This is a genomic window from Vibrio sp. ED002 (genome assembly GCF_023277445.1).
GTDB classification, from domain to species: domain Bacteria; phylum Pseudomonadota; class Gammaproteobacteria; order Enterobacterales; family Vibrionaceae; genus Vibrio; species Vibrio jasicida.
This window is the reverse complement of sequence record NZ_CP080238.1, coordinates 3,366,011-3,389,843: the sequence shown is the minus strand read 5'-3', so window position 1 is coordinate 3,389,843 and position 23,833 is coordinate 3,366,011. Positions and strand designations below refer to the sequence as shown.

Genomic DNA, 23,833 nt, shown 5'->3' with positions numbered 1-23,833 from the left:
GATTTGAAGACTGACCAAGTAGCCAACCAAATGAGGTAAAACGCCTCACTGACAACAATAAAAAATAAATTATCATCACTTCAAATAAGTGCTTGATCGTTGAAGACGTATATTGTGCTGCTGCTAAACTACAAAAAGTGTAGTCGGATCGATTATAAATATAAGCGGTATATATGACCTCACAGAGCAAGACGGAGGCTCCTGTGGCAATATTTAAAATGTTTGGAAAGAAAAATTCCGACAGTCCGGTCAACTCTGATATGGACAGACAAAGAAAATACGAAGCTCTTGTTCGGGGCTATCACAGAGACTTATATCGCTACGCATACTGGTTATGCAAGGAAAAGGCGGTTGCAGAAGATTTGGTTCAAGAAACCTGTCTGCGTGCGTGGAAGTCTCTCGATAGCCTTCAAGATGAAAAGGCTGCGAAATCTTGGCTTATTACCATTCTGAGACGAGAAAATGCGCGCCGCTTCGAACGCAAACAATTTGATTTGGTTGATATCGATGACTATGGCAATGATGCTAAAGTCAGCGATGACCCACATCATCAGCAGGAATGGCTACAAGCTCAAATAATGAAGCTTGATGTCGAATATCGTGAACCTTTGTTCCTCCAAGTTGTAGGCGGTTTCAGCGGAGAAGAAATCGGTAACATTTTGGAACTGAACAAAAACACGGTAATGACGCGCCTTTTCCGCGCCCGCAATCAACTAAAAGAGATGTTGGATTCTCAAGATACTCAGAGAGGACAAAAAAATGGATGATTTAGAATTTCGTCGTCGTATTTTGTCGGATCCAAAACAGAAGGATGAAGAGATTCTGCAAGCTTTAGCTGAGAACGATGCTAACAGTAAGTTTGTTGAAGACGTTTTGGACCTCGATCTAAAGATTAAGCAAGCCATGAATGTGGATGTGCCAGAAGATCTCGCCGACAAGATTTTGTTTAACCAAACATCAAATGTATTAGAAGATGAAAAGATAGTCAGACCTAATTTCGCTCGTAAAGCGATGGCTTTGGCGGCATCCGTTGCATTTACTGCTGGTTTACTTGTAGGTCAGATTAACTGGGGTAACGTTATTGTTTCTCCAGCGCAAGCAAGTCTGGCTGACACCGCAATGAAACACGTAGTGGCAGAAGAACCGTTTGTCCGTAACATCGATGAAGATGTTTCGAATAAACAAGTCAACGCGAAAATGATGCCTTTCCATTACCAGATAAACGGTGATTTTCCATATCACGTTTACTACCTAAACCATTGTGGCTTTGGTGAGTCGAACAATGCGCTTCATGTCGTCTTCCAAGGTAAAGAAGGCAGAGTCACCATGTTTGTGACTGATGTGAAGAGTGACCAGAAAGTCGACTTTGATAAAGATGGTATGAGTGGTGTTGTGAAACCGGTGGGCAAAGCCAGTATGATTCTTGTTGGTAGCAATGGCGAGGATATCGATGCTATTGCAGCTAAGCTTGCTCCGATGATGGAACCTATGTAACAAGTTCCTTAATACCGCATCGATAAAACGTGAAAAGCCGCTAAATCTCGAAATTTAGCGGCTTTTTCTTATAGATACCAATAAAAACATTCACCCCACCAATCAAGTTTAGAGTCAAAACTCTAAATTACGCACTTTAGATGCAATTTCCCGACATTTAGACATCATTTCTGCAATTTTTATTCAAATTTATCCAATGGTCGGATTTGTATGGTCCACTCTTAATACTACTATCTGCGCCACTGAGCAAATGCTCAACTTATCGTCCAAAGAGACGAAACCCATAAGGAATAAAAAATGACTCAGAATACGCGTCTGTTTAAAAAGACTCTCCTAGCAGTGACGGTTGCAATGGCATCTGGTCAAGCAATGGCAGCTGGTTTCCAGCTAAACGCACAATCAGCGACTGGTATCGGTCGTGCATTCGCAGGTGATGCAGTAATTGCAGACAACGCATCTGTAATGGCTCGTAACCCAGCAGCAATGGCTCTATTTGATAAAATGGAACTGTCGCTTGGTTTTGAAACCATCACAACGGATATCACAGCAAAAAACGTAAACTATAAAGCACTTGGTGGCCTAGTATCAGACAACACTGATTACGATGATATTGGCAGCACTTCTGTTGCACCGAACATCCACCTTATCGTGCCAGTAAACGACAAGTTTGCTTGGGGCGTAAACGCATACTCTAACTTCGGTACAAAAACAGAATTCAGCAATGATCTAACATGGTCTGAATTTGGCGGCCTAACTGACGTAAAAAGCGTTAACGTTGGTGTCGCGGGTTCTTACCGTCTAAACGACCAATGGAGCTTTGGTGCAGGCCTAGACCTAATTTACGGTACAGGTAAACTACAACGTAGTGCTGGTTTCACTGTTCCAGGTGTAATCGCAAAAGGTACTACACTACTAGACGCAGATGCGGCAGGTTTTGGTGTTGGCTTTAACGTTGGTACGGTGTTCGAGTTAGATGAAAACAACCGTTTCGGTTTCTCTTACCGTTACAGCCCAGAGATCGAAGCTGAAGGCGATATCACTTACGCACCTGCTGGGGCAAAAGACTCTGATGGTAAGCTAAACCTACCTCTTCCAGATATGGCAGAATTCTCTGGTTACCACAAAATTCAAGATACTAAGTTCGCAGTACATTACAGCGTACAATGGATCGGTTGGAGTGCATTCGATACTCTTGACGGCTCTGTGAACGGTGGTGACTACACCTTTAACGAATACAAATGGCAAGACGGTTGGCACTACGCTATCGGTGGTACGTACTACATGAACTCTGACTGGACACTACGTACTGGTTACATGTACGACACGAGTGCACAAGACCAAAAAACTTCAGTGTCTGTTCCAGACTCAGACCGCCAATGGTTCTCAGCAGGTGCAACTTACCACATTGATAACGCGTCAAATGTTGATATCGGCTTTACATACCTACTGGGCGAAGACGTTAAGGTTAACGAAACTTCTAGCCTAGGTAGCACAATCGAAGCAACAACTCGCGCAGATGCGATTCTATTCGGCTTACAATACAGCCGCAGCTTCTAAGCATTTCGCATGAAGCTAATATAAACACTCTCTATATAAAAGGCTGGAATTCCAGCCTTTTTTCTTATCTATCATTTATCCCTCACCTAATCTGAGCGCACACGTGTAACTAAAAGCAGTTATTAGAACTCACAGTTGTTCGCTGAAACTTCTTCACAACGCCTTTACAGTTAGATAAATTAACTACATATTTAACTACCAATAGATAATTAACCTGAAAACACTGTTTTATTGGATTTTCATTTTTAAAGTAATAACTCTAGACGTAAACTTTCGCCCCACGTTATAAATAACTCAGCGAACATTACAATGAAAACCAACAAGACTCTCCTTTCAGCAGCAGTGGCATTCGGCCTATTAAGCACTTCAGGCGTTGCAAACGCAGCAGGTTTCCAACTTGCAGAATACTCTGCGACTGGCCTAGGTCGTGCATACGCTGGTGAAGCAGCGATGGCTGATAACGCAGGTGCACAGTGGCGTAACCCAGCAATGCTAACGTACCTAGAAGGCACACAAGTGTCTGTTGGCGCTATTTATGTAAACCCTAATATTGATGTTGATGGCACATCGACATTTGTAAATGGTTCTAATAAAGCAAGTTCACATGACTTTGCACACGATGCTGTTATCCCTAACTTCTACCTATCTCACCAGTACAACGACAAGTTTGCTATTGGTCTAGCCTTTGGCACTAACTACGGTATGGAAACAGACCTAGGTAAAGATTTTGCTGCAGCAAACTTTGGTAACCAAGCTAGCGTAACGTCGATGGAAGCGAACCTGAACGCGGCTTACAAACTAAATGAAGCGGTAAGCATTGGTGGTGGTATCCGTTACATCATCGCAGATGGTAGCATTGGCGCGGTAATGCCACCTCAGATGGGTTTAGTGAAACCGACTTTACCGGGTCAAACACTTAAATACATGGAAGGTGATGACACCGCTTGGGGTTGGCAAGTGGGTACTGCATGGCAGATCAATGATAACAACCGTATCGGTTTCGCATATAAATCAGCGGTAGATCTGACCCTAGAAGGTCACGCGAATGGTCTTGCGTTCAACCCAGTGAACCCTAACGCGAAAAAAGCAGGTTCAATGGACCTTACCTTGCCAGCGACAGCTGAACTAGCGAGCTTCCACCAACTAAATGACCAGTTAGCAGTACACGCAAGCATTAACTGGACAGATTGGAGCAGCTTTAAAGAGCTAGTGGCAGATTTCCCTGATTCATCTGATCTAATCAAATCGGAAAACTGGGAAGATAACTACCGCTTTGCTGTAGGTACGACTTACAAGCTTGACCAAAAATGGACATTGCGCTCAGGCGTTGCTTACGACATGTCTGCAGTTGATGACAAGTACCGTACAACAACAATTCCAGAGACTGACCGTCTATGGCTAAGTGTTGGTGCAAGCTATGAATGGTCTAAAAACCTAACTCTAGACGCTGGCTTTACTTACATCTTTGCGAAAGATGCGCCAATCAGCGAACCTCGTGATGCATCTGATAACGAAGCAGCCGTTTTCGGTGGTGCATTTGAAGGTGAAGTAACGGGCAACGTTTGGCTAATCGGTGTTCAAGCGAACTACAAGTTCTAATCTAAACGCTATTTATCGATAAAAGAAAGTTACCGATAAAAAGAAAGGCTTGGTTTTCACCAAGCCTTTTTGTTTGTCTGTAGAAAACGTTTAGAAGTCTTCTTCTAAGTACTCATCCAAGTACGCTTCTTCGTCCTCATTCACTTCATCCGTATTGTTGATTTCTGCTTTGAAATCTTGACGCTGAAGATAAATATCACGCGTTAATACGTATGGATCTGGAGAGGCTTCTAACTGCGCTTCTTGTGGAACAATCAGTGCACGCTTTTCCATACCTTCCAATGCCCACTTACCAAGACCAGCCCAGAAGTTAAGGTAAGAAAGCGGCAAATACATACCATCTACCGTATCTGTTACTTCGCGCAACGTATATGGGCCGTAGCCAGGTACCATAAAGTAAGGACCATTTCCTACTCCATAATGACCCACCACACTACTGAACTCTTTGTTATCATATTTGGTGATACCCGCCGCTGTCGCGATATCGAATAAGCCAAGTACACCAAAAGTCGAGTTAATCCAGAATCGGTTAAAGTGATCGACCGCTTTAGTGCCGTTTCCCATTACCAAATTGTTAACCACGCTTGCTGGCTCATCTAAGTTCGCTAAAAAGTTTGCGATACCTGAGCGAACTGGGACTGGCGTGTAGTCCACATACGCAAGAGAGATAGGACGAACCAAATACGGATCAAGGTAATCGTAGTTGATTTCCCACATCGCGCGGTTGAAGCCTTCTAACGGATCATAAACACCAGAAGTCGTTTGATTCGTTTCGTTTTCTTCTGTTGCCGCCTCTTCAGGCGCAGTCGAACAGCCAACCATTCCAACTGCAAACAACAACAAGAAGGTGGATTTACCCTTGTTATACATTCTGCGTTCCATAACGACGATTAATATACCTAAGCAACCTTAAAGATTGATGTACGCGATACTGCTCTTAAAAAGTCACTTGGGTATATAAATAAAGAAAGGCCAGCAAGCGCTGGCCTTCATCATTCTACTCGATAGTTGGTAGTCATACCACAAAAGCGATAGGACAATCACAAAGTGTCCACTATCAGAGACAGGATAGATTTATTGATACTGCTTATCGATCATCACATCCACTGGTTGACCAAATTCAACCGCTTCACTTTCGCCGTGCCAATCATGGTCACGAGTCGCTACGTTACCGTCAGAGTCGATACGAACACGTACCATCAGTTTCTCTAACGACGACAGCTTCTGCCCTTCCATCATCGCATTACCGTCGTCTAGAACCACGGTACGAGGGAAAGTCCCTAGTGGATAGCGCGCTGCTGCAACTGGCATTGGGGAGCCGTCTGCGCGGTGAATAGATACAATCAATACTGCACTTGGGTCCAATTGAGCTTCTGGAGCAACGTTAATCGTCACTGCCACGCTTTTATCTGGAGACACCGCCTCACCCATTTGCTTACGCGCACTTTCGATACTGCGACCTAGCATTTCGTAACGGCTATCCTCTGGACCAATCATCTGCTGCATGATGCCCCAGTATTTAATCGCTGCAGGGAAATCTTGGCGCTCAAACGCATCGAATGCCAACAGCGAGAATACACGTAGGTCGACATAGTCTTGCTGCATTAGCTTGCCAAGCAGAGAACGTGCTGTCGCTTGATCCATCTCGTCTTGAGACAGCATTAGAGCTTGAGCGTAACCGAGTTGTACGTCAGGATCTTTCGGCTCCAGCTTGTACGCTTTCTCCATTGCATCAATCGAGGTTGTGACATCACGATTAGCCAGAGCGATACGACCAAGAAGCAGCCAACCTGTTGAATCATCTGGTTGGTAATGTAGACGCGTACGAAGTGCTAACGATAAGTCATCCATTTCATCTTCGCTTAAAGGCTCAGACGATGCTGACATCAACTTTTTCGAAAGTTCAGGTAGGTTTGACGTGACTTCCTGCCACTTAACAACGTCCTGAGAGGCACCAAACTTGTAGTAAAGACCGTAACTCAACACAACCGTTAAAATAACCGAAGGAATCAATACCGCCATTGGAGAAACTTTGGTTTCGCCTTGTGTTTTTTCACTTGGGATGTCATCCAGTAGCGACTGTTTCAAATCAGAGATCAACTCGTCTTGGCTCTCGACCAAGCCTTCATCGGTTTCTTCTTCAAGTTCAGAAAGTCGGTCTTTGTAGAACGCTTTGTTTAGCTCGTCACGTAATACTTCATCGTTGTTTGCTTTTTGCTTTAGCAGTGGCAAAGCGACCAACACGCAAGCAATCAGCGTTAAAACAACGGTAGAAATCCAAAATAGTGTCATTGCTTCTTATCTCCGTTGTTCTCTTCATCAAGTAGCGCTTTAAGACGAGCTTCTTTGTTCTCATCCCAATTTTCATCGCTATCTTGAACAGCTTTTGCTTTGGCTTTACGGCTGCGAAGCACGATCAAACCAAAGCCACCTAAAACAACAGCAAATGGACCAAGCCAAAGAATCGCGGTTGCCATGGTAAACGGAGGGTTATAAGTCACAAAATTACCGTAACGGGCAATCATGTAGTCAACGATTTCATCTTTAGACTTACCGTCTTTGGTCATTTCATAAACCTTGTGACGTAGGTCTTGAGCAAGCTCTGCGTTTGAGTCAGAAATCGTGTTGTTCTGACATTTAGGGCAACGAAGCGTATGACCGAGCTCTTTGAACTGTTGTTCTTGCTCTAAGTTATCAAACTCATACACTTCGATTGCAGCGTGTGCTGCAAGCGAAAATGTCATCGCAGCGAGCGCCGCTAGAATAAACTTTTTCATTGCTTCGCCTCCTCAACCAATTTGGTATAAAGCGGCTCTAGGGTCTCAGCCCAGTTACGAGGGTTCACATCGCCAATATGACGGTAGCGAATCACACCATTGGCATCGATGATGAACGTTTCAGGAGCGCCGTAAACACCAAGGTCTAGGCCCAACATGCCGCTTCCATCAAACAAGCTGATTAGGTATGGATTACCAAGGTCGTTTAACCAACCAATCGCTTTATTACGATCATCTTTGTAGTTCATACCGATGATCTTCACGCCTTTGCCTGCAAGTTCGTTTAAATATTTGTGCTCAGCGTAACAAGTTGGACACCAAGTCGCCCAAACGTTAAGCAACAGCGGCTCACCTTTAAAGATCGACTGGTCGTATTGCTTACCCGGTTCCGCTAAATCTTCTAGGTGGAACTCAGGTACTGGTTTACCTATCAGTACTGATTCCAATTTTGTTGGATCGTCACCGTCTTGGTTACGAACCAACTGAGTCGCGAAGATACCCGCCAAAACCATAAAAGCGACCAACGGGATAAATAAGACTTTCTTATTCATATTATGCTTCCTTTTCCGCTAGCTTTGACTTTCCGTCTTTCTTAGCCGTCTTGCGGAAGCGGTAACGTCTATCAGAGATAGCAAGCGCACCACCTAAAGACATGATCAATGAACCAGCCCAGATCCAACGAACGAATGGTTTGTAGTAAATACGTACTGCCCACGAACGGTTGTCGTCTAGACGCTCGCCCATCGCGATGTACAAATCACGAGTAATTCCGCGATCAATAGCCGCTTCAGTCATCATCGACTTCGCCGTGCGGTAGAAACGTTTTTCAGCGTGTAGCGTGTTCACGTACTTACCATCATTGGTGATTTCGAAGTCCGCGATGTAACCATCGTAGTTTGGACCATCTTTGTCACGTAGACCTGAGAAGTAGAAATCGTAACCGTAAATCTTGAAGTGCTCACCAGGCGCCAAACGTACGTCACGTTCGATGCTGTAGTTTTGCACCATCGCAATACCAATCACAGTAACGGCTAAACCAATGTGACCAAGCATCATTGCCCAGTGGCTGCGTTGCAATTTACGAACACCTTCACCAAAGCTGTGACGGTGCGTCGCACGCTCGTACAATTCAAAGCAATGCATTGCAATGATCCAGATTGCCATTACCCAACCGATGTAAGCCATCACTGAGAAGAAGTCTGCGAACAGGAACACGCACACTGCCGCTAATGCGAAGGCAAGCACACCGGAAACAATCATCGGCTTAATAAGCTTAGATAGATTATCGCGCTTCCAGCGAATCATAGGACCAATACCTAACAGGAAGGCAAACGGCATCATCAACCATGCGAACAGCATGTCGAAGAATGGCGCACCAATAGATACTGAACCAAGACCAATTTGTTTGTGAACTAATGGCAGCAATGTACCAACTAGTACGACGACCAGTGCAGCAATCAGAAGCACGTTGTTCCCAAGTAGCGCGTTCTCACGCGAAACCAAATCAAAGTTACCGCGAACCCGAACCGCCGCCCCTTTCACTGCAAATAACAGGAGTGAACCACCAATGACGAAAACGAGGAAGCCTAGGATAAACATACCGCGAGATGGGTCAGACGCGAATGCGTGTACCGACACCAGAATACCGGAACGAACCAAGAAGGTACCAAGCAAACTTAATGAGAATGCAGAAATTGCCAGTAATACTGTCCATGCTTTAAACGTACCGCGTTTTTCCGTCACCGCTAGAGAGTGCATGAGAGCCGTACCCGCTAGCCAAGGCATGAATGATGCGTTTTCTACTGGATCCCAGAACCACCAGCCACCCCAGCCAAGTTCGTAGTACGCCCACCAAGAGCCTAGTGCGATACCTAGTGTTAGGAAAACCCATGCAGCTGTAGTCCAAGGGCGAGACCAACGAGCCCAAGCCGTATCAAGACGGCCTGTCATTAGAGAAGCAATCGCAAACGAGAACGCAACCGAGAAGCCTACATAGCCCATGTAAAGCATTGGCGGGTGAACAATCAAACCCGGATCTTGAAGAAGTGGGTTCAGGTCACGACCATCAACAGGGAAGAATGGCAACGTACGTAGGAACGGGTTTGAAGTAAGAATGATGAACAGCAAGAAACCAACTGAAATCATGCCCATCACAGCAAGCACACGTGCAACCGATTCTTGTGGCATACCGCGGCTAAATGTCGCTACAGCCACAGTCCAACCAGCTTGGATAAGCACCCAAAGCAACAGTGAACCTTCGTGCGCGCCCCAAACTGCCGTTAGACGGTAGTACCAAGGTAGTAGGCTGTTTGAGTTACTTGCCACGTATTGCAACGTGAAATCATTGGTATAGAAACCCCAACATAAGATCACGAATGAGAAAAATAGCATGATGAACATCGACCAAGATAGCGGTCGTGCTGTATTCATCAGCATCGTGTTATTGTTTGATGCGCCCCATAACGGCAGTACGCTTAGCAGTACTGCCATCGCAAGCGATAAAATGAGGGCAAAGTGACCGATTTCAGCAATCATTGGTCGCTTCCTTGTTTTTGTTCAGTGGTGTACTGCAAAGGCTCATGGGTTTTCTTCATCGCTTCTGCAATTTCAGGTGGCATGTACTCTTCGTCGTGCTTCGCTAGCACTTCAAACGCTTCAACCGTTGTTGCATCTTTAAGTACGCCTTGAGCTACGATACCCTGACCTTCACGGAACAAATCTGGAAGGATACCTTCATACACGATCGTCACTTTTGGACCCACGTCGTGTAGATCAAAACGCACTTTCAGAGAGTCTTGGTCGCGGCGAACTGAACCCACAACAACCATACCGCCGATACGCAAGCGTTGACCGACTTCCGGTTTCGTACCATCAGGCTTACCATTAACTAACTCTGTTGGAGTATAGAAAAGGTCCATATTTTGGTTAAGCGCATACAACATCAAACCAATGGTTGCACTGATGCCGATAAAGATAGCGAGGACAATGCCCAGCCTCTTTTTACGTCTCGGGTTCATAACGTGTTCTCCATATTCTTCGCCGCGTCGATACGCGCTTGGCGGTCAATTTTTGCTTGAACTTCTTTCAATAACGCATCCCCACGACGGACGCTTGAAATCAAAAGAATCAGCATAGACAAGAAAGTAATACCAAACGCGCTCCATACGTATGATGCGTAGCCACCCATGGCAAATAATTCGCTCAGAGATTCAAAATGCATGATTAATTACCTCACTGAGTTTTTTCAGATGCGAGTTTGCGAACCCAAGGACGGTGACTTTCTTTACTGATGATTTCATTACGGAAACGCACCATAGTCACTGCACCAAAGAAGAACGCAAAGCCAAAGATGTTCAACAACAGCGGCCAAAGCATGTTGGATGAAATGGATGGCTTTTCAAATTTCGTAATGGTTGCGCCTTGATGTAGCGTGTTCCACCACTCCACAGAAAAGTGGATGATAGGTAGGTTAACAACGCCAACAATCGCAAGAATACCAGCGGCTTTTGCGGCGGTTTTTTGATCGTCAAACGCGTGATACAGCGCAATAACACCAAGATACAGGAATAGAAGAATGAGTTCTGAGGTTAGGCGTGCATCCCATACCCACCAAGTGCCCCACATTGGCTTTCCCCACACCGCGCCAGTAAGCAAAGCGATAAAAGTAAACACTGCACCAATTGGTGCCATAGCGAGTGCGGCCATTTCTGAAAGGCGAACCTGCCAAACCAAACCAATAAATGCGGCAATGGCCATCGACATGTAAACACCCATCGACCAAATGGCTGAAGGCACGTGAATATAGATGATTCGGAAACTGTCGCCTTGCTGGTAGTCCGAAGGCGCGAACGCAAGCCCCCATACGGTACCAACCGACAGGCATACGAGGGCCAAAACAGAAAACCAAGGGAGAAACTTACCACTTAGGTGATAAGCTGCTTCAGGCTTGGCATAAGGATGTAGCCATTTCCACATGTTAAGTTCTCACTCTTACTTCAGGGACACTGTCTAGAGGGTCGAGACCGTAGCAGTGCTTTAATAATAATTCTTTGATCAAACGACGCTTAATCCGCACTTTACTGAGTTAGTTAACACTAACTCTTAGCGCCGCGCTGATAGCAAACGGGGTGAGGGTGACGGCCCCCATCAACATGGCCCCTAAAATAGCCAGTTGTCCGTTATACGCGATACCTAATGCTGCAGCATCAATCGCGGATGTAGCGAAAATCAGAATTGGGATGTAGAGCGGCAGAATAAGCAAACTTAGAAGAACGCCGCCCTTTTGTAACCCAACTGTCAGCGCCACACCAATGGCACCGATAAAACTTAGCGTCGGAGTTCCGATCGCGAGTGTCAAAACCACAGACAACCAAGTATTGAAATCAAGAGAAAGCAGGATCGCCAATAATGGGCTAATCAGAATTAGCGGCAATCCAGTTAACAACCAATGTGCTATGACCTTAGAAATCACAACAAGTTGCAACGGAATTGGCATCAGCATCATTTGCTCTAGCGCACCGTCTTGAAAATCATCACGGAATAGACGCTCTAATGATAATAAGGCAGACAGCAACGCAGCAACCCAAACGATGCCAGCTGCAATACGTGCTAACAAATTAGGCTCTGGACCGATGCTAAGAGGGAAAAGTGTGATCACGATAATGAAGAACCACAGCGGGTTCAGGATGTCTGCCTGACGACGAAATGCAATCAACAACTCACGGCGGATAATGGTGGTCATGGACGAAATCATACTAATCACCCAATTTTATTTTTCTAAGTTTAGAGCTATCTGCAAACATATCTTGGTGTGTAGTCAGAATAACGATGCCACCATTATCAGCATGATTTGCAAACAATGATTCAAGCACCTTCACACCTTGTTTATCAATTGCCGTCAACGGCTCATCTAAAATCCATAGAATTTGTTTACTCAACCACAATCGAGCAAGCGCAACACGTCGTTGCTGACCGGCAGAAAGTTGTGCTACAGGCACATCTTCTCTACCTGCAAGACCAACTTGAGTCAATGCAGCAAAGATTTCGTCATCAGAAGAACGGTTATTGTGAATAGATTGATAAAAGCGTAGGTTTTCGAATGCCGTCAACTCGCGTTTTACGCCAGTTTGATGCCCAAGGAAGAGCAAGTCTTGATGAAAGACGTCACGAGATTTTTCCGTGATTTCGCCTTTCCATTTGATGATGCCCTCTTCTCTGTCCCCTAACCCGATAATGATTCGCAGCAATGTCGTTTTACCTGTGCCGTTTCGTCCTTCTATTTGGACAAGCTCACCAGGCTTAATTTCAAATTGCAGGTTTTCAAACAGGACCCTTTCGTCACGGATCGCAGTTAGGTTAGAGACTTCTAACATAGGGCTTCAACTAAAAAATGAATGAGCGGCTATATTAACACAGCTTAGTTGTGACAAAACAGGATAAGAAAGCGATGATGTATGTAAGTTCGTGAGTTTTTGTTAACTTATAGTCACATTTTAATAAAATTAACCATAAGTGATTATAAGTTTTTATTTTAAAAATAAAAAAAGAAGCCGAAGCTTCTTTTTTCATCTTTTATCGACGTCTTCCACGAGGTGGATAAGTCGGGTCATCAGAGGGTTGACTGCTTAGTGGTGGAATTTTCTCTTTCCCTGCAAGTTTCTTCTGCAAAGACAGCATTAATTCAGCTTCCGCTTTCGGCAATTCACACTCTTCAATCAACTCGTTGATATCAGCACCAAGCTGAACCATTTTTGAAGCGCGACTATACAGTCTTCCGTCTGTATCTGCGTGTTCTAGTTCGCGAATGCGTTCATTAAGATGTTGAATTACATCTTGTTGTTCAGTGACTTTTTGGCCTAAACCAACAACCACAGAACGCACTTCCAACAGTTGTTTGTTCAGCTTTTGTACTTCTTTCTCAGCATTTCGCGCATGAGCACGCTGCTGATCCATTTGCTTTTGTAAGCCAGCACGCACGCGTAACTGCATTAAAAGCAGAATCAGAAATACAAAAGCCAAGCCGCCTGCAAATAGCGGCAAAGATAGGAAGGTTTCTTCAGCCATGATTCATCAGCCAATTATAGGTGAGCCATCTCATCCCATTCGTCATCGCTTAGTAGCTTGTTCAAATCAACAAGAATAAGCAGTTTACCATCACGGTTGCTTACGCCTTGAATGAACTTAGCGCTTTCGTCAGTACCTACAGATGGGGTTGTATCGATCTCAGAAGAACGTAGGTAAACCACTTCAGCAACGCTGTCGACTAGGATACCGATAACTTGGCGCTCAGACTCAATCACGATGATACGTGTATTGTCAGTCACTTCGCCTTCCATTAAGCCAAAACGAGAGCGAGTATCAATAACGGTAACCACGTTACCACGCAGGTTGATGATACCTAGTACGTAATCTGGCGCACCCGGAACTGGAGCGATTTCTGTGTAGCGAAGCACTTCACGAACTTGCATCACATTGATGCCATAAGTTTCTTCTTCAAGTTGGAACGTCACCCACTGAAGAACTTCGTCGTTCGATGTATCTTTCTTCACTTCAACTTCAAAAGCTTGAGACATAGTTAATCCTCGTTAATGTCGTTCCCGACCAAAATCTAATTCAGTGATTTTACATCTAAACCGGCGTTTAGCATGTCTATAAGTGCTTGGACATGAATTAAAGCACACATTTTTTCTTTCACCATACCCGCTAACCAAGGGCGTTTGCCGGCTTGTTCACGCCAACGGACTTTGTCGATATTGAGTGTTTCAGTTCCCATTAACTGGTTACTTGCCAACCCCCACATGCTTTCACCAAGCATGACGACATATTGGTAATTCTCTTTGTAGTCTTCATCACGAAGCTTATCTGCCATCACCCACTTTGCAGTGTCTACGACATCAAATTGCTGTTCGCGACTGGTTTGTAAACCCAAATACCAAGCAGGTCGACCGATTAAGTGATTGAGCTCTGTGATGCGATGAATGCCACCAAGCTCATCAAGCGGTACAGCGAACGTCACGTCGTTTACATCAAAGTACAATACTTGAAAGTCTTCACTACGTTGTGTGCTTTCCCAAGCATCAGGAAGCTTTGCTCCCGCTTCGGTCTCCAGCTCTGTTTCTGTCTCGATGCGTTGTTCAATTTCCACATCGGCATCAAACTTTGGTTCAACCACTTCAACTTTTGGTTGAACCCTGATTGGTTCGGGTTGTTCAATCTCAATCGCAGACACTGAATCTTCTTCAATGTCCCACTCTTGGATTTCTTCCACGGCTTCAACCGCCGCTTCGACTTCGATTACTGGTTCTTGTACGATTGACTTTGCTTCTGCAGCTATATCAATGGTGTTTTGTTCCAGAATGTCATCGATATCCAACTCTGCTACGACATTTGTAGATTCAAGCTGGCTTAATAATCGTTGTACATCCTCCAGATTGGGCGCTTCCAATGCTGGGGAATACATTTCGCTGTATTGGTAAGACTCGGGTTCAGCGTAATGCAGTTGCAATTTTGGCTCTGGCTCTGGCTCTGGCTCTGGCTCTGGCTCTGGCTCTGGCTCTGGCTCTGGCTCTGGCTCTGGCTCTGGCTCTGGCTCTGGCTCTGGCTCTGGCTCTGGCTCTGGCTCTGGCTCTGGCTCTGGCTCTGGCTCTGGCTCTGCAGATGATAGTTCTTGAGCGAGCAAGTCAAGTGCTTCTTCTTGCTCAATAACTTCGACCTCTTCGCCAAGCAAAGCACTGAAGTAATCATCAAGTGCTTGTTCACTGGAAAGTACGTCGTTATTGCTCATCGAACGCTAGCCTCTCCAAGTAAATTAGCAGTTGCTTGTATGCAAACACGCCACGGCTACCAGAAACAAAATGCGATGCTGGCAGGTGCTTCAAGCTTGCATCACGGAATTTCGTGTCAATCGGTACCGCTGAGGTCCACACCTGATTCGGATAATCCTTTTTCAGCTGTGTTAACGTCTGCAACGAAGCTTTCGTGCGCTTATCGTACATAGTCGGCACGATAGTCACTTTGAACCCGCCCGGACGAGACTTTTGCATGATGGTTAACGTGCGAATCATGCGCTCTAAACCTTTCATGGCCAAAAATTCAGTCTGTACCGGAATTAAAATGCGATCACTCGCTGCTAGTGCGTTCACCATCATCACACCAAGAATTGGCGGACAGTCGATCAGCACATAATCATAATCTTGAGCAACGGCTTGTAGAGCTCGCTTTAAGATCAACCCCATTCCGCTGCGGTTGCCCATTACACGGTCGAGCGTGGCTAATGACATGTGCGCAGGGATAATGTCCATGCCGTCAAGATCCGTTTCTACGATCAACGGTTTTACCGTCTCACGAGTAAACGTCTTGAGCTGAAAAAGGTCGAACAAGCTCGACGTCACAGCATCAGGATCATAACCAAGGTACGTGGTCAGTGACGCATGTGGGTCCGTATCCACCATTAAGACACGATGGCCTTTTTGGCTTAATAGGCCTGCTAACGTCACTGTTGATGTCGTTTTGCCTACCCCACCTTTTTGGTTTGCTACACTCCAAACGATCATGATTTTTCCTACGCTAAGCCGACTTCGACCAGCATGCGCTCAGCAATACGGTCGAGAGGTAAATCTTCAGTGGATATACCCGCTTTTGCAACCGCTTGAGGCATGCCGTAGACGACGCAGCTTTCTTCGTCTTGAGCCCAAATAGTTGAGCCAGCCGATTTCAGCATACGCGCACCTTCACGACCATCAGCACCCATGCCAGTCAGTACCATCGACAAGACTTTGTCGCCGTAGACTTTTGCAGCAGAACCGAAGGTTACATCGACACACGGTTTGTAGTTCATGCGATCGCCGCCATCGATAATACGAAGACGAGCAGCACCAGCACGACCGTCAACCATCATCTGTTTGCCGCCTGGGGCAAGATAAGCAACGCCAGCTTGCAACACATCACCATCTTGCGCTTCTTTCACTTGGATTTTGCATAGCGTGTTTAGGCGACTCGCAAACGCCGCGGTAAAAGTCGCTGGCATATGTTGAATAAGCACGATTGGGTGCGGATAGTTTACAGGTAAGCGAGTTAGAATTTTTTGCAGCGCAACAGGGCCACCGGTTGAAGTGCCAATAGCCGTTAACTGATACTTCTTACCAGACGCGCGGAATTTCGCAGCCATAGAGCGACTTGGTGCAGATGCCATTGGCGTAGCTGAACGAGATGCTAAAGGACGTGTTGTCGAATTAGCCGTTGTCGCCGCTGGTTTCGCAATAGGACGGCGCATAAACGCACGCTTGGAAGCAATTTGGATCACTCGTTGTTGGAGCAGCGATACCGCTTCATCGCGATTACGTGCGATGTCTTCGAATTTCTTCGGTAAGAAATCCAACGCACCAGCGTCTAGTGCATCAAGTGTCGCTCTCGCCCCATCATGCGTCAGAGACGAAAACATCAGGATTGGCGTAGGAGACGCAGCCATGATTTCACGAACGGCAGTAATACCGTCCATGACTGGCATTTCAATATCCATCGTGATGACGTCAGGTTTGAGAGATTTGGCTTTTTCTACCGCTTCTCTGCCGTTAACCGCAACGTCAATCACTTCTAGGCGCGATTCTGAGTTGATGATTTCGCTTACGCGACGACGGAAAAAACTCGAATCATCAACGACTAGTACTTTAATCGCCATTTTATTCCTTTTATAAACCCCAGCTTCGCTTAAATGCGTGAAGCCGCAGCATATTGCTTAAGTAGGTCTGGCACATCAAGAATCAATGCGATGTGGCCATCACTCGTGATAGTCGCACCTGCCATACCTGGCGTGCCTTGCAATAGATTGTCTAATGGCTTGATAACCACTTCTTCTTGGCCGATAAGCGTATCCACCACGAAACCAACTCGTTGGCTGCCGATCTGTACGATAACAACATGACCGTGACCCGTACGCTCTTGTACTCGTGGAGACTTAAAAGCCAACCAGTTCTGCAAGTAAAACAGTGGAATAGATTTATCACGTACGATGATCGTCAGTTGGCCATCTACCACATTCGTGCGGCTAAGATCTAAGTGGAAGATCTCGTTAACAGAAGCCAAAGGTAGTGCAAATGGGTGACCGCCAACGCCAACCATTAGCGTCGGTAGAATTGCCAATGTAAGCGGTACTTTGATCGTAATCTTCGTACCCTTACCTAATTCAGAGTCAATATCGATAGAGCCATTTAGTGTATTGATCGCGGTTTTTACCACGTCCATACCAACACCACGACCTGAGATATCAGAAATCTTATCTTTGCTTGAGAAACCAGGAGCAAAGATCAAATTGAAACACTCTTTGTCAGACAGGCGCGCAGCCGCATCTTCGTCCATCATGCCGCGTTTCACGGCGATACCACGAAGTTTGTTCGGATCCATACCACCGCCATCATCAACGATAGCCAGTTCGATATGATCGCCTTCTTGTGACGCAGATAGGATAACTTTACCAGTACGAGATTTACCTGCTTTCGCGCGGTCGTCTGGCATTTCAATGCCGTGGTCAACCGAGTTACGCACCAAGTGGATCAATGGATCCGCTAGCGCCTCTACTAGGTTTTTATCTAGGTCGGTTTCTTCACCGCGCATTTCAAGCACGATGTCTTTATTTAGGTTACGCGCCAAGTCGCGAACAACGCGTGGGAAACGGCCAAATACTTTCTTGATTGGCTGCATGCGCGTTTTCATCACTGCACCTTGAAGGTCTGCAGTCACGACGTCTAGGTTTGCTACCGCTTTCGACATTTCTTCGTCGTTGCTGTTCAAACCCAGGCTTAGTAGACGGTTACGCACCAATACAAGCTCACCAACCATGTTCATGATGGTGTCTAGCGTCGACGTATCAACACGTACAGTAGCTTCTGCTTGTGGCTTCTTAACCGCTGGCGCTTTCGCTTCTTCTTTTACCGCAACCGGTTTTGCTTCTGGCTTAGGAGCAGAAGCAGGTGCAGGAGAAGGCGCAGCCGCTACTGGAACTGGTTGAGGAGCTGGAGCGGGTTCCGCTTTTGGCGCTTCTGGAACAACGTTTGCTGATGCAGGCTTAGTCGCAAAATCGAGCTCTTCAAGAGAAGGACCTTTGCCTGAACCATGCAATTCGTCGAGGAGTTTTTCAAACTCTTCATCCGTCATCAAATCGCTGTCGTTCGAAAACGCAGAGCCGGCTGGCGCAGCAGGTTCTGCCGCTTTTGGCGGCTCAACTGGAGCAATTTCAGAAGCAGATGGGCTCTTACCAACACCATGTAGCTCGTCGAGCAACCTCTCGAACTCATCGTCAGTAATATCACCGCTATCGGTTGCCGGAGCATTCGCTTGAGTAGGCTTTGCAGGAGCAGGCGGTACAGGCGTCAATGCACCTGGTGCTGAGCCTTTGCCATGCAGTTCATCAAGCAGTTTCTCGAACTCGTCTTGAGTAATTTCATCCACGGACCCAACACTCACTGGAGCTGTGCTTGCTTCTACTGGCGCAGCAGGCTGCTCGATAGTAGGTTCAGGAATCTCTGGCGTTACAACTGGTGCTTCTGCGACCGTAACAACCTCGTCTTCTGACTCTGGCTTGCACAAACGGTGAAGCTCTTCCAACAATGCTGGATCTGCCGCATCTAGTGGCTCACGATCTTGCACCGCTTGGAATTGCGTATTGACTGTATCCAGCGCTTTTAACATGGTGTCCATCAAGCTTGGTGATACAGAACGCTGACCGTTTCTTAACACGTCAAACACGTTCTCAGCACCGTGACAAGTGTCAACCAGCTCTGCTAATGATAGGAAACCAGCACCACCTTTTACGGTGTGGAAGCCGCGGAAAATCGCGTTTAGGAGATCTTTGTCTTCTGGGTTATTTTCCAGTTCAACCAGCTGCTCAGACAGCAGCTCTAGGATTTCTCCAGCCTCAATGAGAAAGTCCTGAAGAATATCTTCGTCTAAATCGTAGCTCATACGTTACCTTTAAAATCCAAGACTGGACAACAAATCGTCGACTTCGTCCTGCGATGAAACCGCATCTTCCCTAAGTTCCGGATTCAGAATAGGGCCTTCAGCTTCGCTTGATTGTTTAATCTTTTTATCTGACGGTTCTGGCAAAACTTGAGTCTGTTCTTCTGGTTTATTTGCAGAAAAGACGGTCAAGATCTCAACCAAGCGATCTTCCACTTCATTAGAAAGCGTGATCACACGGCGAATAATTTGACCCGTTAAGTCTTGGAAGTCCTGTGCCATAAGAATTTCGGTCAGTTGACCGCGCAACTCAGTACTGTCACCTTCGACTTGAACTAACAGTTCATCGATACGGTGACAAAGTGTTTTGAAATCGCTTAATTCAATGCGTCCGTGCATGAGTTCGTTCCACTGAGGTCGAACTTGTTGAAGGCACTCATGCAGGTTATCAGCGATAGGTAAACAGCACTCAACCGCATCCATCGTTTTGTTTGCTGCCAGTTCAGTTTTATCAATCACATATTGCAGACGGTCTCTTGCATCCGGTATCTCGGCTTTTGCAATTTCTGTCATGCGCTGATCGAGGTTGAACTGCTTAAGTGAATCATGAAGGTCACGGGTTAATGTTCCGATTTCTTTAAGCATCGGATTCCCGTCGCCTTCATATATCGAGGCAACAAGCGTGTTAGCTTGGTCCTGTTCCCCGTTTTCTAGCATCTGAACGAGCGACTTCGCCTGCTCTAGTGAGATCATCCTGAATAGACCCTTTTTTACGTTTAGTGCTTTCTTTTGCTTTTTTGAGCGTCAACCGAGCCACCCTTTTGTATTAGGTATTAGGAGTGATGACTCGAGTAACAAAGAAAAAGAGAGAGTTATAAACGTTCGAAAATTTTATCTAATTTTTCTTTTAGTGTTGCAGCGGTAAATGGCTTAACGATATAGCCGTTAACGCCTGCTTGTGCTGCTTCAATGATCTGCTCACGTTTAGCTTCTGCTGTGATCATAAGAACAGGAAGGTGCTTTAATTCTGCATCTGCACGGATGTGTTTAAGCAAGTCGATGCCTTGCATACCTGGCATATTCCAGTCAGTTACAACAAAATCGAAGTCACCTTTTTTCAGCATTGGTAATGCAGTTAAACCGTCGTCCGCTTCTTGAGTGTTATTGAAACCCAAGTCACGAAGCAGGTTTTTAACAATACGGCGCATTGTTGAGAAATCGTCAACAATAAGGATCTTCATGTTTTTATTCAAAATTGCCTCCACTGAATCGTAAAATCAGTGTGTTTAGTCATTTTGTGTCCACGCACTGAGCTTGGTGCGTAAACGTTGCATCGCTTGACTCAGTATTTGGCTTACGCGAGATTCGCTTACGCCCAACACATCGCCAATCTCTTTCAAATTGAGTTCTTCGTCATAATAAAGCGAAAGTACCAAAGCTTCACGCTCCGGAAGCTGTTTTATTGATTCAACCAGTGCTTTTCGAAACGATTCATCAGCTACGCCCTTAAATGGGTTGCTGTCATCGGTTTCGTCCGCTGGTGAAATCACGTCATCAGAAACACCTAAATCTTCGATACCCACTAACCTTGAACAATTTATGTCGGTCAACGCACTGTGGTATTGATCTAGTGTCATACCAAGATGCGCTGCGACTTCAGAGTCAGACGGGTCGCGATTTAAGATGCCTTCCAGCTCCGCTACCGCTTGGTTAATTTCACGATTATTTTTATGAACAGAACGAGGTACCCAGTCGCCTTTGCGAATGTCATCTAACATTGCACCGCGAATACGGATACCTGCATAAGTTTCAAAGCTCGCACCTTTAGAACCATCATAATTCTGCTGAGCTTCGATAAGACCGATCATGCCGGCCTGAATTAAATCCTCTACCTGAACACTCGGCGGTAAACGGCCTAACAGGTGATGAGCAATACGCTTGACCAACACAGAATAACGTTCAATGAACGCCTGCTGGCTATTAAACTTGCCATGTTGGTCGTAGGTAATCGCTTTATTCACCAAAAGGGTCCTCTGTGAATTCAGTACGATTTAGCAACCTTTCAACAAAGAACTCTAGGTGTCCACTTGGTGTTTTCGGCAGTGGCCACGTTAGTGCTTTGTTCGCTAATGAGCTGATTGCTAAAGCCGCTGGAGAACGAGGGAATGCATCCACAACGATCTTTTGTCGTTTAACGGCTTGTCGAACTTTATCATCCAATGGAATACATGCTACGAGTTCAAGGCTGACATTCAAGAAGCGCTCTGTGACTAGCGTCAACTTTGCGAATAATTCTCTGCCTTCACGGTAGCTTCTGACCATATTTGCAACAACTTTGAAGCGTTGGACCTGGTGTTCTTTACTCAACAACTTGATTAATGCGTAGGCATCTGTGATAGAAGTCGGCTCGTCACAGACAACAACCACAACATCTTGAGCTGCTCGTGAAAAACTAATCACCATGTCAGAAATGCCCGCTGCTGTATCAATCAGCAGTACGTCCATTTCTTCTTCAAGACTACCAAATGCACGGATGAGTCCAGCATGTTGAGCAGGAGATAGCTCGGTCATGCTTTGTGTGCCAGAAGTTGCAGGGACTATCTTTATACCATAAGGGCCTTCAACAATCGCATCTTTTAGCTCACATTCACCCGCAAGGACATGCCCAAGGTTACGTTTTGAACGGATTCCGAGCATAACGTCAACATTGGCTAGACCTAGGTCAGCATCGAGAACCATCACCTTCTTGCCTTGGCGAGCCATACAGATCGCCAGACCCAGTGTTACGTTTGATTTACCCACACCACCTTTGCCGCCAGTAACAGCAATTACTTTAGTCAATGATGGTTGTGTTAAGCGACGGAGGCCGCTTGCTTGATCGTGTATCATATTCTCAGTCATAGTAGTCCGCCGCCCTAGAGTCCTTCGCTGTCACTGTTCCAAAAGTGAGGTTCGTTCTCTGTCGACTTCTCTAACAGTTCATTTGCTTTCGCAATCATGTATTTTGGTTGTGCTATCACAATGTCTTCTGGTACGCGCTGACCATTGGCGATGTATGCCACTGGCATCGCATTCTGAATCACGACGCTGATAAATTCACCCAAGCTCAATGATTCATCCAGCTTAGTCAAAATACAGCCCGACAGCGGAATGCGTCGGAAATGATCCAGTGTTTCTTGCAAAACTCGACGTTGAGCGGTAGCTGGCAAAACAAGGTAGCTGTGAATCACTTCACCACTCTCTTGCATCAGGGTATCAAGCTGTTCAGAGAGCCTTACATCTCGCTGCCCCATCCCTGCCGTATCGACCAAAATCAGTCTTCTGTTTCGTAGCTGATATATAACATCGGCTAACTCGTTAGAATCTTTAGCAACTCTTACGGGACAACCCATAATTCTTCCGTAAATTGAGAGCTGCTCATGTGCACCTATGCGATATGTATCTGTTGTCACAAGGGCTACGTTATCGGCACCAAACTCCATCGCCGCACGTGCTGCCAGCTTCGCAACGGTCGTGGTTTTACCCACTCCTGTCGGGCCAAGCAGTGCAACCACGCCACCACGCTTTAAAATATCTTGTTTTGGAATCGTGATTTGATCTGCAACAAGAGAAAGCAGTGCTTTCCACGCTCGCGCTGGTTTAGTGTCTTCTGGGATATAGCATGCCATTTGATCCGCAAGCTCCGGGGACACACCCATTCGCTCTAAACGTTTGATCAGCATGGCTCTTAGAGGCTCACGGCGTTCAACTTCTTGCCACATCAAACCAGAGACTTGGTGCTCAAGCAGACGACGAATTGATGTCATCTCTTCTCGCATGTTCTCCAGTTCATCCGCTGCGTCTTCACGCTCATCCGAAGGACGACGGCGATCGTAGCGGGTTGGGTCCAACTTTGGCGTCGGACGCTCAAAACGGCTGTCTTGAGCAATCAACTTCGCCAAGGGTGAGTCTGGTTGGTAAGGCGCCGGCTTTTCTTGGTTATAGCTTTCACGATGCTTATTTTGGCGTTGCAACAATGCCGATAGCGAATCTTCATTTTCCGCTACGTGGTCATCTGACTCAGCGGCACCGCCACTGTATTGCTTGAGCATGTTCGCGAAACGTTTTGTCATCGAGCCTGATTTTTCATTGTTCGCGTTTAGGCTGATTCTGTCTTCATCTAAACGGCGATCTTGATAACGCTCAGACGCGGATGATGACATTTGACGAGGTTCGCTATAACGATTCGATTGAGCTGCGCTGCGATTAGGAAGCGACTGCGCTTGCGAAGACGGTGCCGCATTGGACTCACCATCTATTGCCGCAACGATCTCGACACCGCCCGCCACTTTCTTATTCGACATGATCACCGCTTCGGCACCAAGTTCTTCTTTCACTTGGAGCAGCGCCGTTCGCATGTCTTTGGCAAAAAATCGTTTAATCTTCAAACTATGAATCCATTAATGATGCGCGGG

The 23,833-nt window shown here is 46.0% G+C and carries 25 protein-coding genes; 4 read left to right on the top strand and 21 right to left on the bottom strand.

Going from position 1 to position 23,833, the window contains the following annotated elements; all coding sequences use genetic code 11:
- Positions 1-173 precede the first annotated feature (173 nt).
- The 4 genes from ITG12_RS15795 to ITG12_RS15780 all read left to right on the top strand — a co-directional run bounded on the left by ITG12_RS15795 (position 174) and on the right by ITG12_RS15780 (position 4,650).
- Positions 174-767: a sigma-70 family RNA polymerase sigma factor gene (locus ITG12_RS15795; RefSeq protein WP_042603324.1), complete on the top strand. Its 594-nt coding sequence runs from the start codon at positions 174-176 to the stop codon at positions 765-767.
- Complete coding sequence (locus ITG12_RS15790) at positions 760-1,494, top strand: DUF3379 domain-containing protein (RefSeq protein WP_039974173.1); 735 nt, start codon at positions 760-762, stop codon at positions 1,492-1,494. Before ITG12_RS15795 ends, ITG12_RS15790 begins: the two co-directional genes overlap by 8 nt.
- A 297-nt stretch (positions 1,495-1,791) precedes the next feature.
- Complete coding sequence (locus ITG12_RS15785; protein ID WP_038882178.1) at positions 1,792-3,051, top strand: outer membrane protein transport protein; 1,260 nt, start codon at positions 1,792-1,794, stop codon at positions 3,049-3,051.
- Between the two features lie 309 nt (positions 3,052-3,360).
- On the top strand, positions 3,361-4,650 hold the full coding sequence (locus tag ITG12_RS15780) for an outer membrane protein transport protein (protein ID WP_248873222.1): 1,290 nt from the start codon (positions 3,361-3,363) through the stop codon (positions 4,648-4,650).
- Positions 4,651-4,740: 90 nt separating this feature from the next.
- Here ITG12_RS15780 and ITG12_RS15775 read toward each other — a convergent pair whose 3' ends face one another.
- From ITG12_RS15775 to flhF, 21 genes are all read right to left on the bottom strand, one after another.
- Entirely contained in the window at positions 4,741-5,520 is a 780-nt protein-coding gene (locus tag ITG12_RS15775; protein WP_038871377.1) for a VacJ family lipoprotein, read from the bottom strand.
- Between the two features lie 204 nt (positions 5,521-5,724).
- On the bottom strand, positions 5,725-6,942 hold the full coding sequence (ccmI, locus tag ITG12_RS15770) for a c-type cytochrome biogenesis protein CcmI (RefSeq protein WP_248873221.1): 1,218 nt from the start codon (positions 6,940-6,942) through the stop codon (positions 5,725-5,727).
- Complete coding sequence (locus tag ITG12_RS15765; protein ID WP_248873220.1) at positions 6,939-7,427, bottom strand: cytochrome c-type biogenesis protein; 489 nt, start codon at positions 7,425-7,427, stop codon at positions 6,939-6,941. The genes ccmI and ITG12_RS15765 overlap by 4 nt, the downstream gene beginning before the upstream one ends.
- Positions 7,424-7,978, bottom strand: a complete 555-nt coding sequence (locus ITG12_RS15760; RefSeq protein ID WP_248873219.1) for a DsbE family thiol:disulfide interchange protein — start codon at positions 7,976-7,978, stop codon at positions 7,424-7,426. The genes ITG12_RS15765 and ITG12_RS15760 overlap by 4 nt, the downstream gene beginning before the upstream one ends.
- A gap of 1 nt (position 7,979) precedes the next feature.
- Positions 7,980-9,962: a heme lyase CcmF/NrfE family subunit gene (locus tag ITG12_RS15755; protein WP_038882174.1), complete on the bottom strand. Its 1,983-nt coding sequence runs from the start codon at positions 9,960-9,962 to the stop codon at positions 7,980-7,982.
- A complete protein-coding gene (gene ccmE, locus ITG12_RS15750) occupies positions 9,959-10,444 on the bottom strand; it encodes a cytochrome c maturation protein CcmE (RefSeq protein ID WP_038864807.1) in 486 nt (161 codons plus the stop codon). The genes ITG12_RS15755 and ccmE overlap by 4 nt, the downstream gene beginning before the upstream one ends.
- On the bottom strand, positions 10,441-10,647 hold the full coding sequence (ccmD, locus tag ITG12_RS15745; RefSeq protein ID WP_038864808.1) for a heme exporter protein CcmD: 207 nt from the start codon (positions 10,645-10,647) through the stop codon (positions 10,441-10,443). Before ccmD ends, ccmE begins: the two co-directional genes overlap by 4 nt.
- 11 nt (positions 10,648-10,658) lie before the next feature.
- Positions 10,659-11,402, bottom strand: a complete 744-nt coding sequence (locus ITG12_RS15740) for a heme ABC transporter permease (RefSeq protein ID WP_038864810.1) — start codon at positions 11,400-11,402, stop codon at positions 10,659-10,661.
- Between the two features lie 109 nt (positions 11,403-11,511).
- Positions 11,512-12,180, bottom strand: coding sequence for a heme exporter protein CcmB (gene ccmB, locus ITG12_RS15735; protein WP_038864811.1), 669 nt, complete (start codon positions 12,178-12,180; stop codon positions 11,512-11,514).
- A 1-nt stretch (position 12,181) separates the two neighbouring features.
- Complete coding sequence (gene ccmA / locus ITG12_RS15730; protein ID WP_038864813.1) at positions 12,182-12,799, bottom strand: cytochrome c biogenesis heme-transporting ATPase CcmA; 618 nt, start codon at positions 12,797-12,799, stop codon at positions 12,182-12,184.
- Between the two features lie 199 nt (positions 12,800-12,998).
- The gene (locus ITG12_RS15725) at positions 12,999-13,490 is read right to left on the bottom strand and encodes a DUF2802 domain-containing protein (RefSeq protein ID WP_038882173.1); all 492 of its coding nucleotides are present in this window, start codon (positions 13,488-13,490) and stop codon (positions 12,999-13,001) included.
- A 14-nt stretch (positions 13,491-13,504) separates the two neighbouring features.
- Positions 13,505-13,999, bottom strand: a complete 495-nt coding sequence (locus tag ITG12_RS15720; protein WP_038864816.1) for a chemotaxis protein CheW — start codon at positions 13,997-13,999, stop codon at positions 13,505-13,507.
- A gap of 35 nt (positions 14,000-14,034) precedes the next feature.
- Positions 14,035-15,210, bottom strand: a complete 1,176-nt coding sequence (locus ITG12_RS15715) for a chemotaxis protein CheW (RefSeq protein ID WP_248873218.1) — start codon at positions 15,208-15,210, stop codon at positions 14,035-14,037.
- On the bottom strand, positions 15,200-15,979 hold the full coding sequence (locus ITG12_RS15710) for a ParA family protein (RefSeq protein WP_248873217.1): 780 nt from the start codon (positions 15,977-15,979) through the stop codon (positions 15,200-15,202). Before ITG12_RS15710 ends, ITG12_RS15715 begins: the two co-directional genes overlap by 11 nt.
- 8 nt (positions 15,980-15,987) lie before the next feature.
- On the bottom strand, positions 15,988-17,103 hold the full coding sequence (locus ITG12_RS15705; RefSeq protein ID WP_038872061.1) for a chemotaxis response regulator protein-glutamate methylesterase: 1,116 nt from the start codon (positions 17,101-17,103) through the stop codon (positions 15,988-15,990).
- Positions 17,104-17,132: 29 nt separating this feature from the next.
- Positions 17,133-19,382 carry a chemotaxis protein CheA gene (locus ITG12_RS15700; RefSeq protein WP_248873216.1) on the bottom strand — a complete coding sequence of 750 codons (2,250 nt, stop codon included), beginning with the start codon at positions 19,380-19,382 and terminating at the stop codon, positions 17,133-17,135.
- Between the two features lie 9 nt (positions 19,383-19,391).
- Positions 19,392-20,132 carry a protein phosphatase CheZ gene (locus ITG12_RS15695; protein ID WP_038872065.1) on the bottom strand — a complete coding sequence of 247 codons (741 nt, stop codon included), beginning with the start codon at positions 20,130-20,132 and terminating at the stop codon, positions 19,392-19,394.
- 119 nt (positions 20,133-20,251) lie between these two features.
- Positions 20,252-20,620 carry a chemotaxis response regulator CheY gene (gene cheY, locus ITG12_RS15690; RefSeq protein WP_017635949.1) on the bottom strand — a complete coding sequence of 123 codons (369 nt, stop codon included), beginning with the start codon at positions 20,618-20,620 and terminating at the stop codon, positions 20,252-20,254.
- A 45-nt stretch (positions 20,621-20,665) separates the two neighbouring features.
- On the bottom strand, positions 20,666-21,400 hold the full coding sequence (locus ITG12_RS15685; RefSeq protein ID WP_038882136.1) for an RNA polymerase sigma factor FliA: 735 nt from the start codon (positions 21,398-21,400) through the stop codon (positions 20,666-20,668).
- Positions 21,393-22,280 (bottom strand): MinD/ParA family protein, encoded by an 888-nt coding sequence (locus tag ITG12_RS15680; protein WP_038882135.1) that lies wholly within the window; start codon positions 22,278-22,280, stop codon positions 21,393-21,395. The genes ITG12_RS15685 and ITG12_RS15680 overlap by 8 nt, the downstream gene beginning before the upstream one ends.
- Before the next feature lie 14 nt (positions 22,281-22,294).
- Positions 22,295-23,806: a flagellar biosynthesis protein FlhF gene (gene flhF / locus ITG12_RS15675; protein ID WP_038882133.1), complete on the bottom strand. Its 1,512-nt coding sequence runs from the start codon at positions 23,804-23,806 to the stop codon at positions 22,295-22,297.
- Positions 23,807-23,833: the final 27 nt, after the last annotated feature.

Excerpts from the sequence above, each read along its gene's own strand:
- ITG12_RS15780 (WP_248873222.1), top strand. The coding sequence starts at position 3,361 with ATGAAAACCAACAAGACTCTCCTTTCAGCAGCAGTGGCATTCGGCCTA.
- ccmI (WP_248873221.1), bottom strand. The coding sequence starts at position 6,942 with ATGACACTATTTTGGATTTCTACCGTTGTTTTAACGCTGATTGCTTGC.
- ITG12_RS15790 (WP_039974173.1), top strand. The coding sequence starts at position 760 with ATGGATGATTTAGAATTTCGTCGTCGTATTTTGTCGGATCCAAAACAG.
- ITG12_RS15695 (WP_038872065.1), bottom strand. The coding sequence starts at position 20,132 with ATGATCTCACTAGAGCAGGCGAAGTCGCTCGTTCAGATGCTAGAAAAC.
- ccmB (WP_038864811.1), bottom strand. The coding sequence starts at position 12,180 with ATGATTTCGTCCATGACCACCATTATCCGCCGTGAGTTGTTGATTGCA.
- ccmD (WP_038864808.1), bottom strand. The coding sequence starts at position 10,647 with ATGCATTTTGAATCTCTGAGCGAATTATTTGCCATGGGTGGCTACGCA.
- ITG12_RS15775 (WP_038871377.1), bottom strand. The coding sequence starts at position 5,520 with ATGTATAACAAGGGTAAATCCACCTTCTTGTTGTTGTTTGCAGTTGGA.
- ITG12_RS15725 (WP_038882173.1), bottom strand. The coding sequence starts at position 13,490 with ATGGCTGAAGAAACCTTCCTATCTTTGCCGCTATTTGCAGGCGGCTTG.
- ITG12_RS15765 (WP_248873220.1), bottom strand. The coding sequence starts at position 7,427 with ATGAAAAAGTTTATTCTAGCGGCGCTCGCTGCGATGACATTTTCGCTT.
- cheY (WP_017635949.1), bottom strand. The coding sequence starts at position 20,620 with ATGAAGATCCTTATTGTTGACGATTTCTCAACAATGCGCCGTATTGTT.
- ITG12_RS15795 (WP_042603324.1), top strand. The coding sequence starts at position 174 with ATGACCTCACAGAGCAAGACGGAGGCTCCTGTGGCAATATTTAAAATG.
- ITG12_RS15760 (WP_248873219.1), bottom strand. The coding sequence starts at position 7,978 with ATGAATAAGAAAGTCTTATTTATCCCGTTGGTCGCTTTTATGGTTTTG.
- ITG12_RS15680 (WP_038882135.1), bottom strand. The coding sequence starts at position 22,280 with ATGACTGAGAATATGATACACGATCAAGCAAGCGGCCTCCGTCGCTTA.
- ITG12_RS15715 (WP_248873218.1), bottom strand. The coding sequence starts at position 15,210 with ATGAGCAATAACGACGTACTTTCCAGTGAACAAGCACTTGATGATTAC.
- ITG12_RS15710 (WP_248873217.1), bottom strand. The coding sequence starts at position 15,979 with ATGATCGTTTGGAGTGTAGCAAACCAAAAAGGTGGGGTAGGCAAAACG.
- ccmE (WP_038864807.1), bottom strand. The coding sequence starts at position 10,444 with ATGAACCCGAGACGTAAAAAGAGGCTGGGCATTGTCCTCGCTATCTTT.
- ITG12_RS15720 (WP_038864816.1), bottom strand. The coding sequence starts at position 13,999 with ATGTCTCAAGCTTTTGAAGTTGAAGTGAAGAAAGATACATCGAACGAC.
- ccmA (WP_038864813.1), bottom strand. The coding sequence starts at position 12,799 with ATGTTAGAAGTCTCTAACCTAACTGCGATCCGTGACGAAAGGGTCCTG.
- ITG12_RS15740 (WP_038864810.1), bottom strand. The coding sequence starts at position 11,402 with ATGTGGAAATGGCTACATCCTTATGCCAAGCCTGAAGCAGCTTATCAC.
- ITG12_RS15785 (WP_038882178.1), top strand. The coding sequence starts at position 1,792 with ATGACTCAGAATACGCGTCTGTTTAAAAAGACTCTCCTAGCAGTGACG.
- ITG12_RS15755 (WP_038882174.1), bottom strand. The coding sequence starts at position 9,962 with ATGATTGCTGAAATCGGTCACTTTGCCCTCATTTTATCGCTTGCGATG.
- ITG12_RS15705 (WP_038872061.1), bottom strand. The coding sequence starts at position 17,103 with ATGGCGATTAAAGTACTAGTCGTTGATGATTCGAGTTTTTTCCGTCGT.
- ITG12_RS15700 (WP_248873216.1), bottom strand. The coding sequence starts at position 19,382 with ATGAGCTACGATTTAGACGAAGATATTCTTCAGGACTTTCTCATTGAG.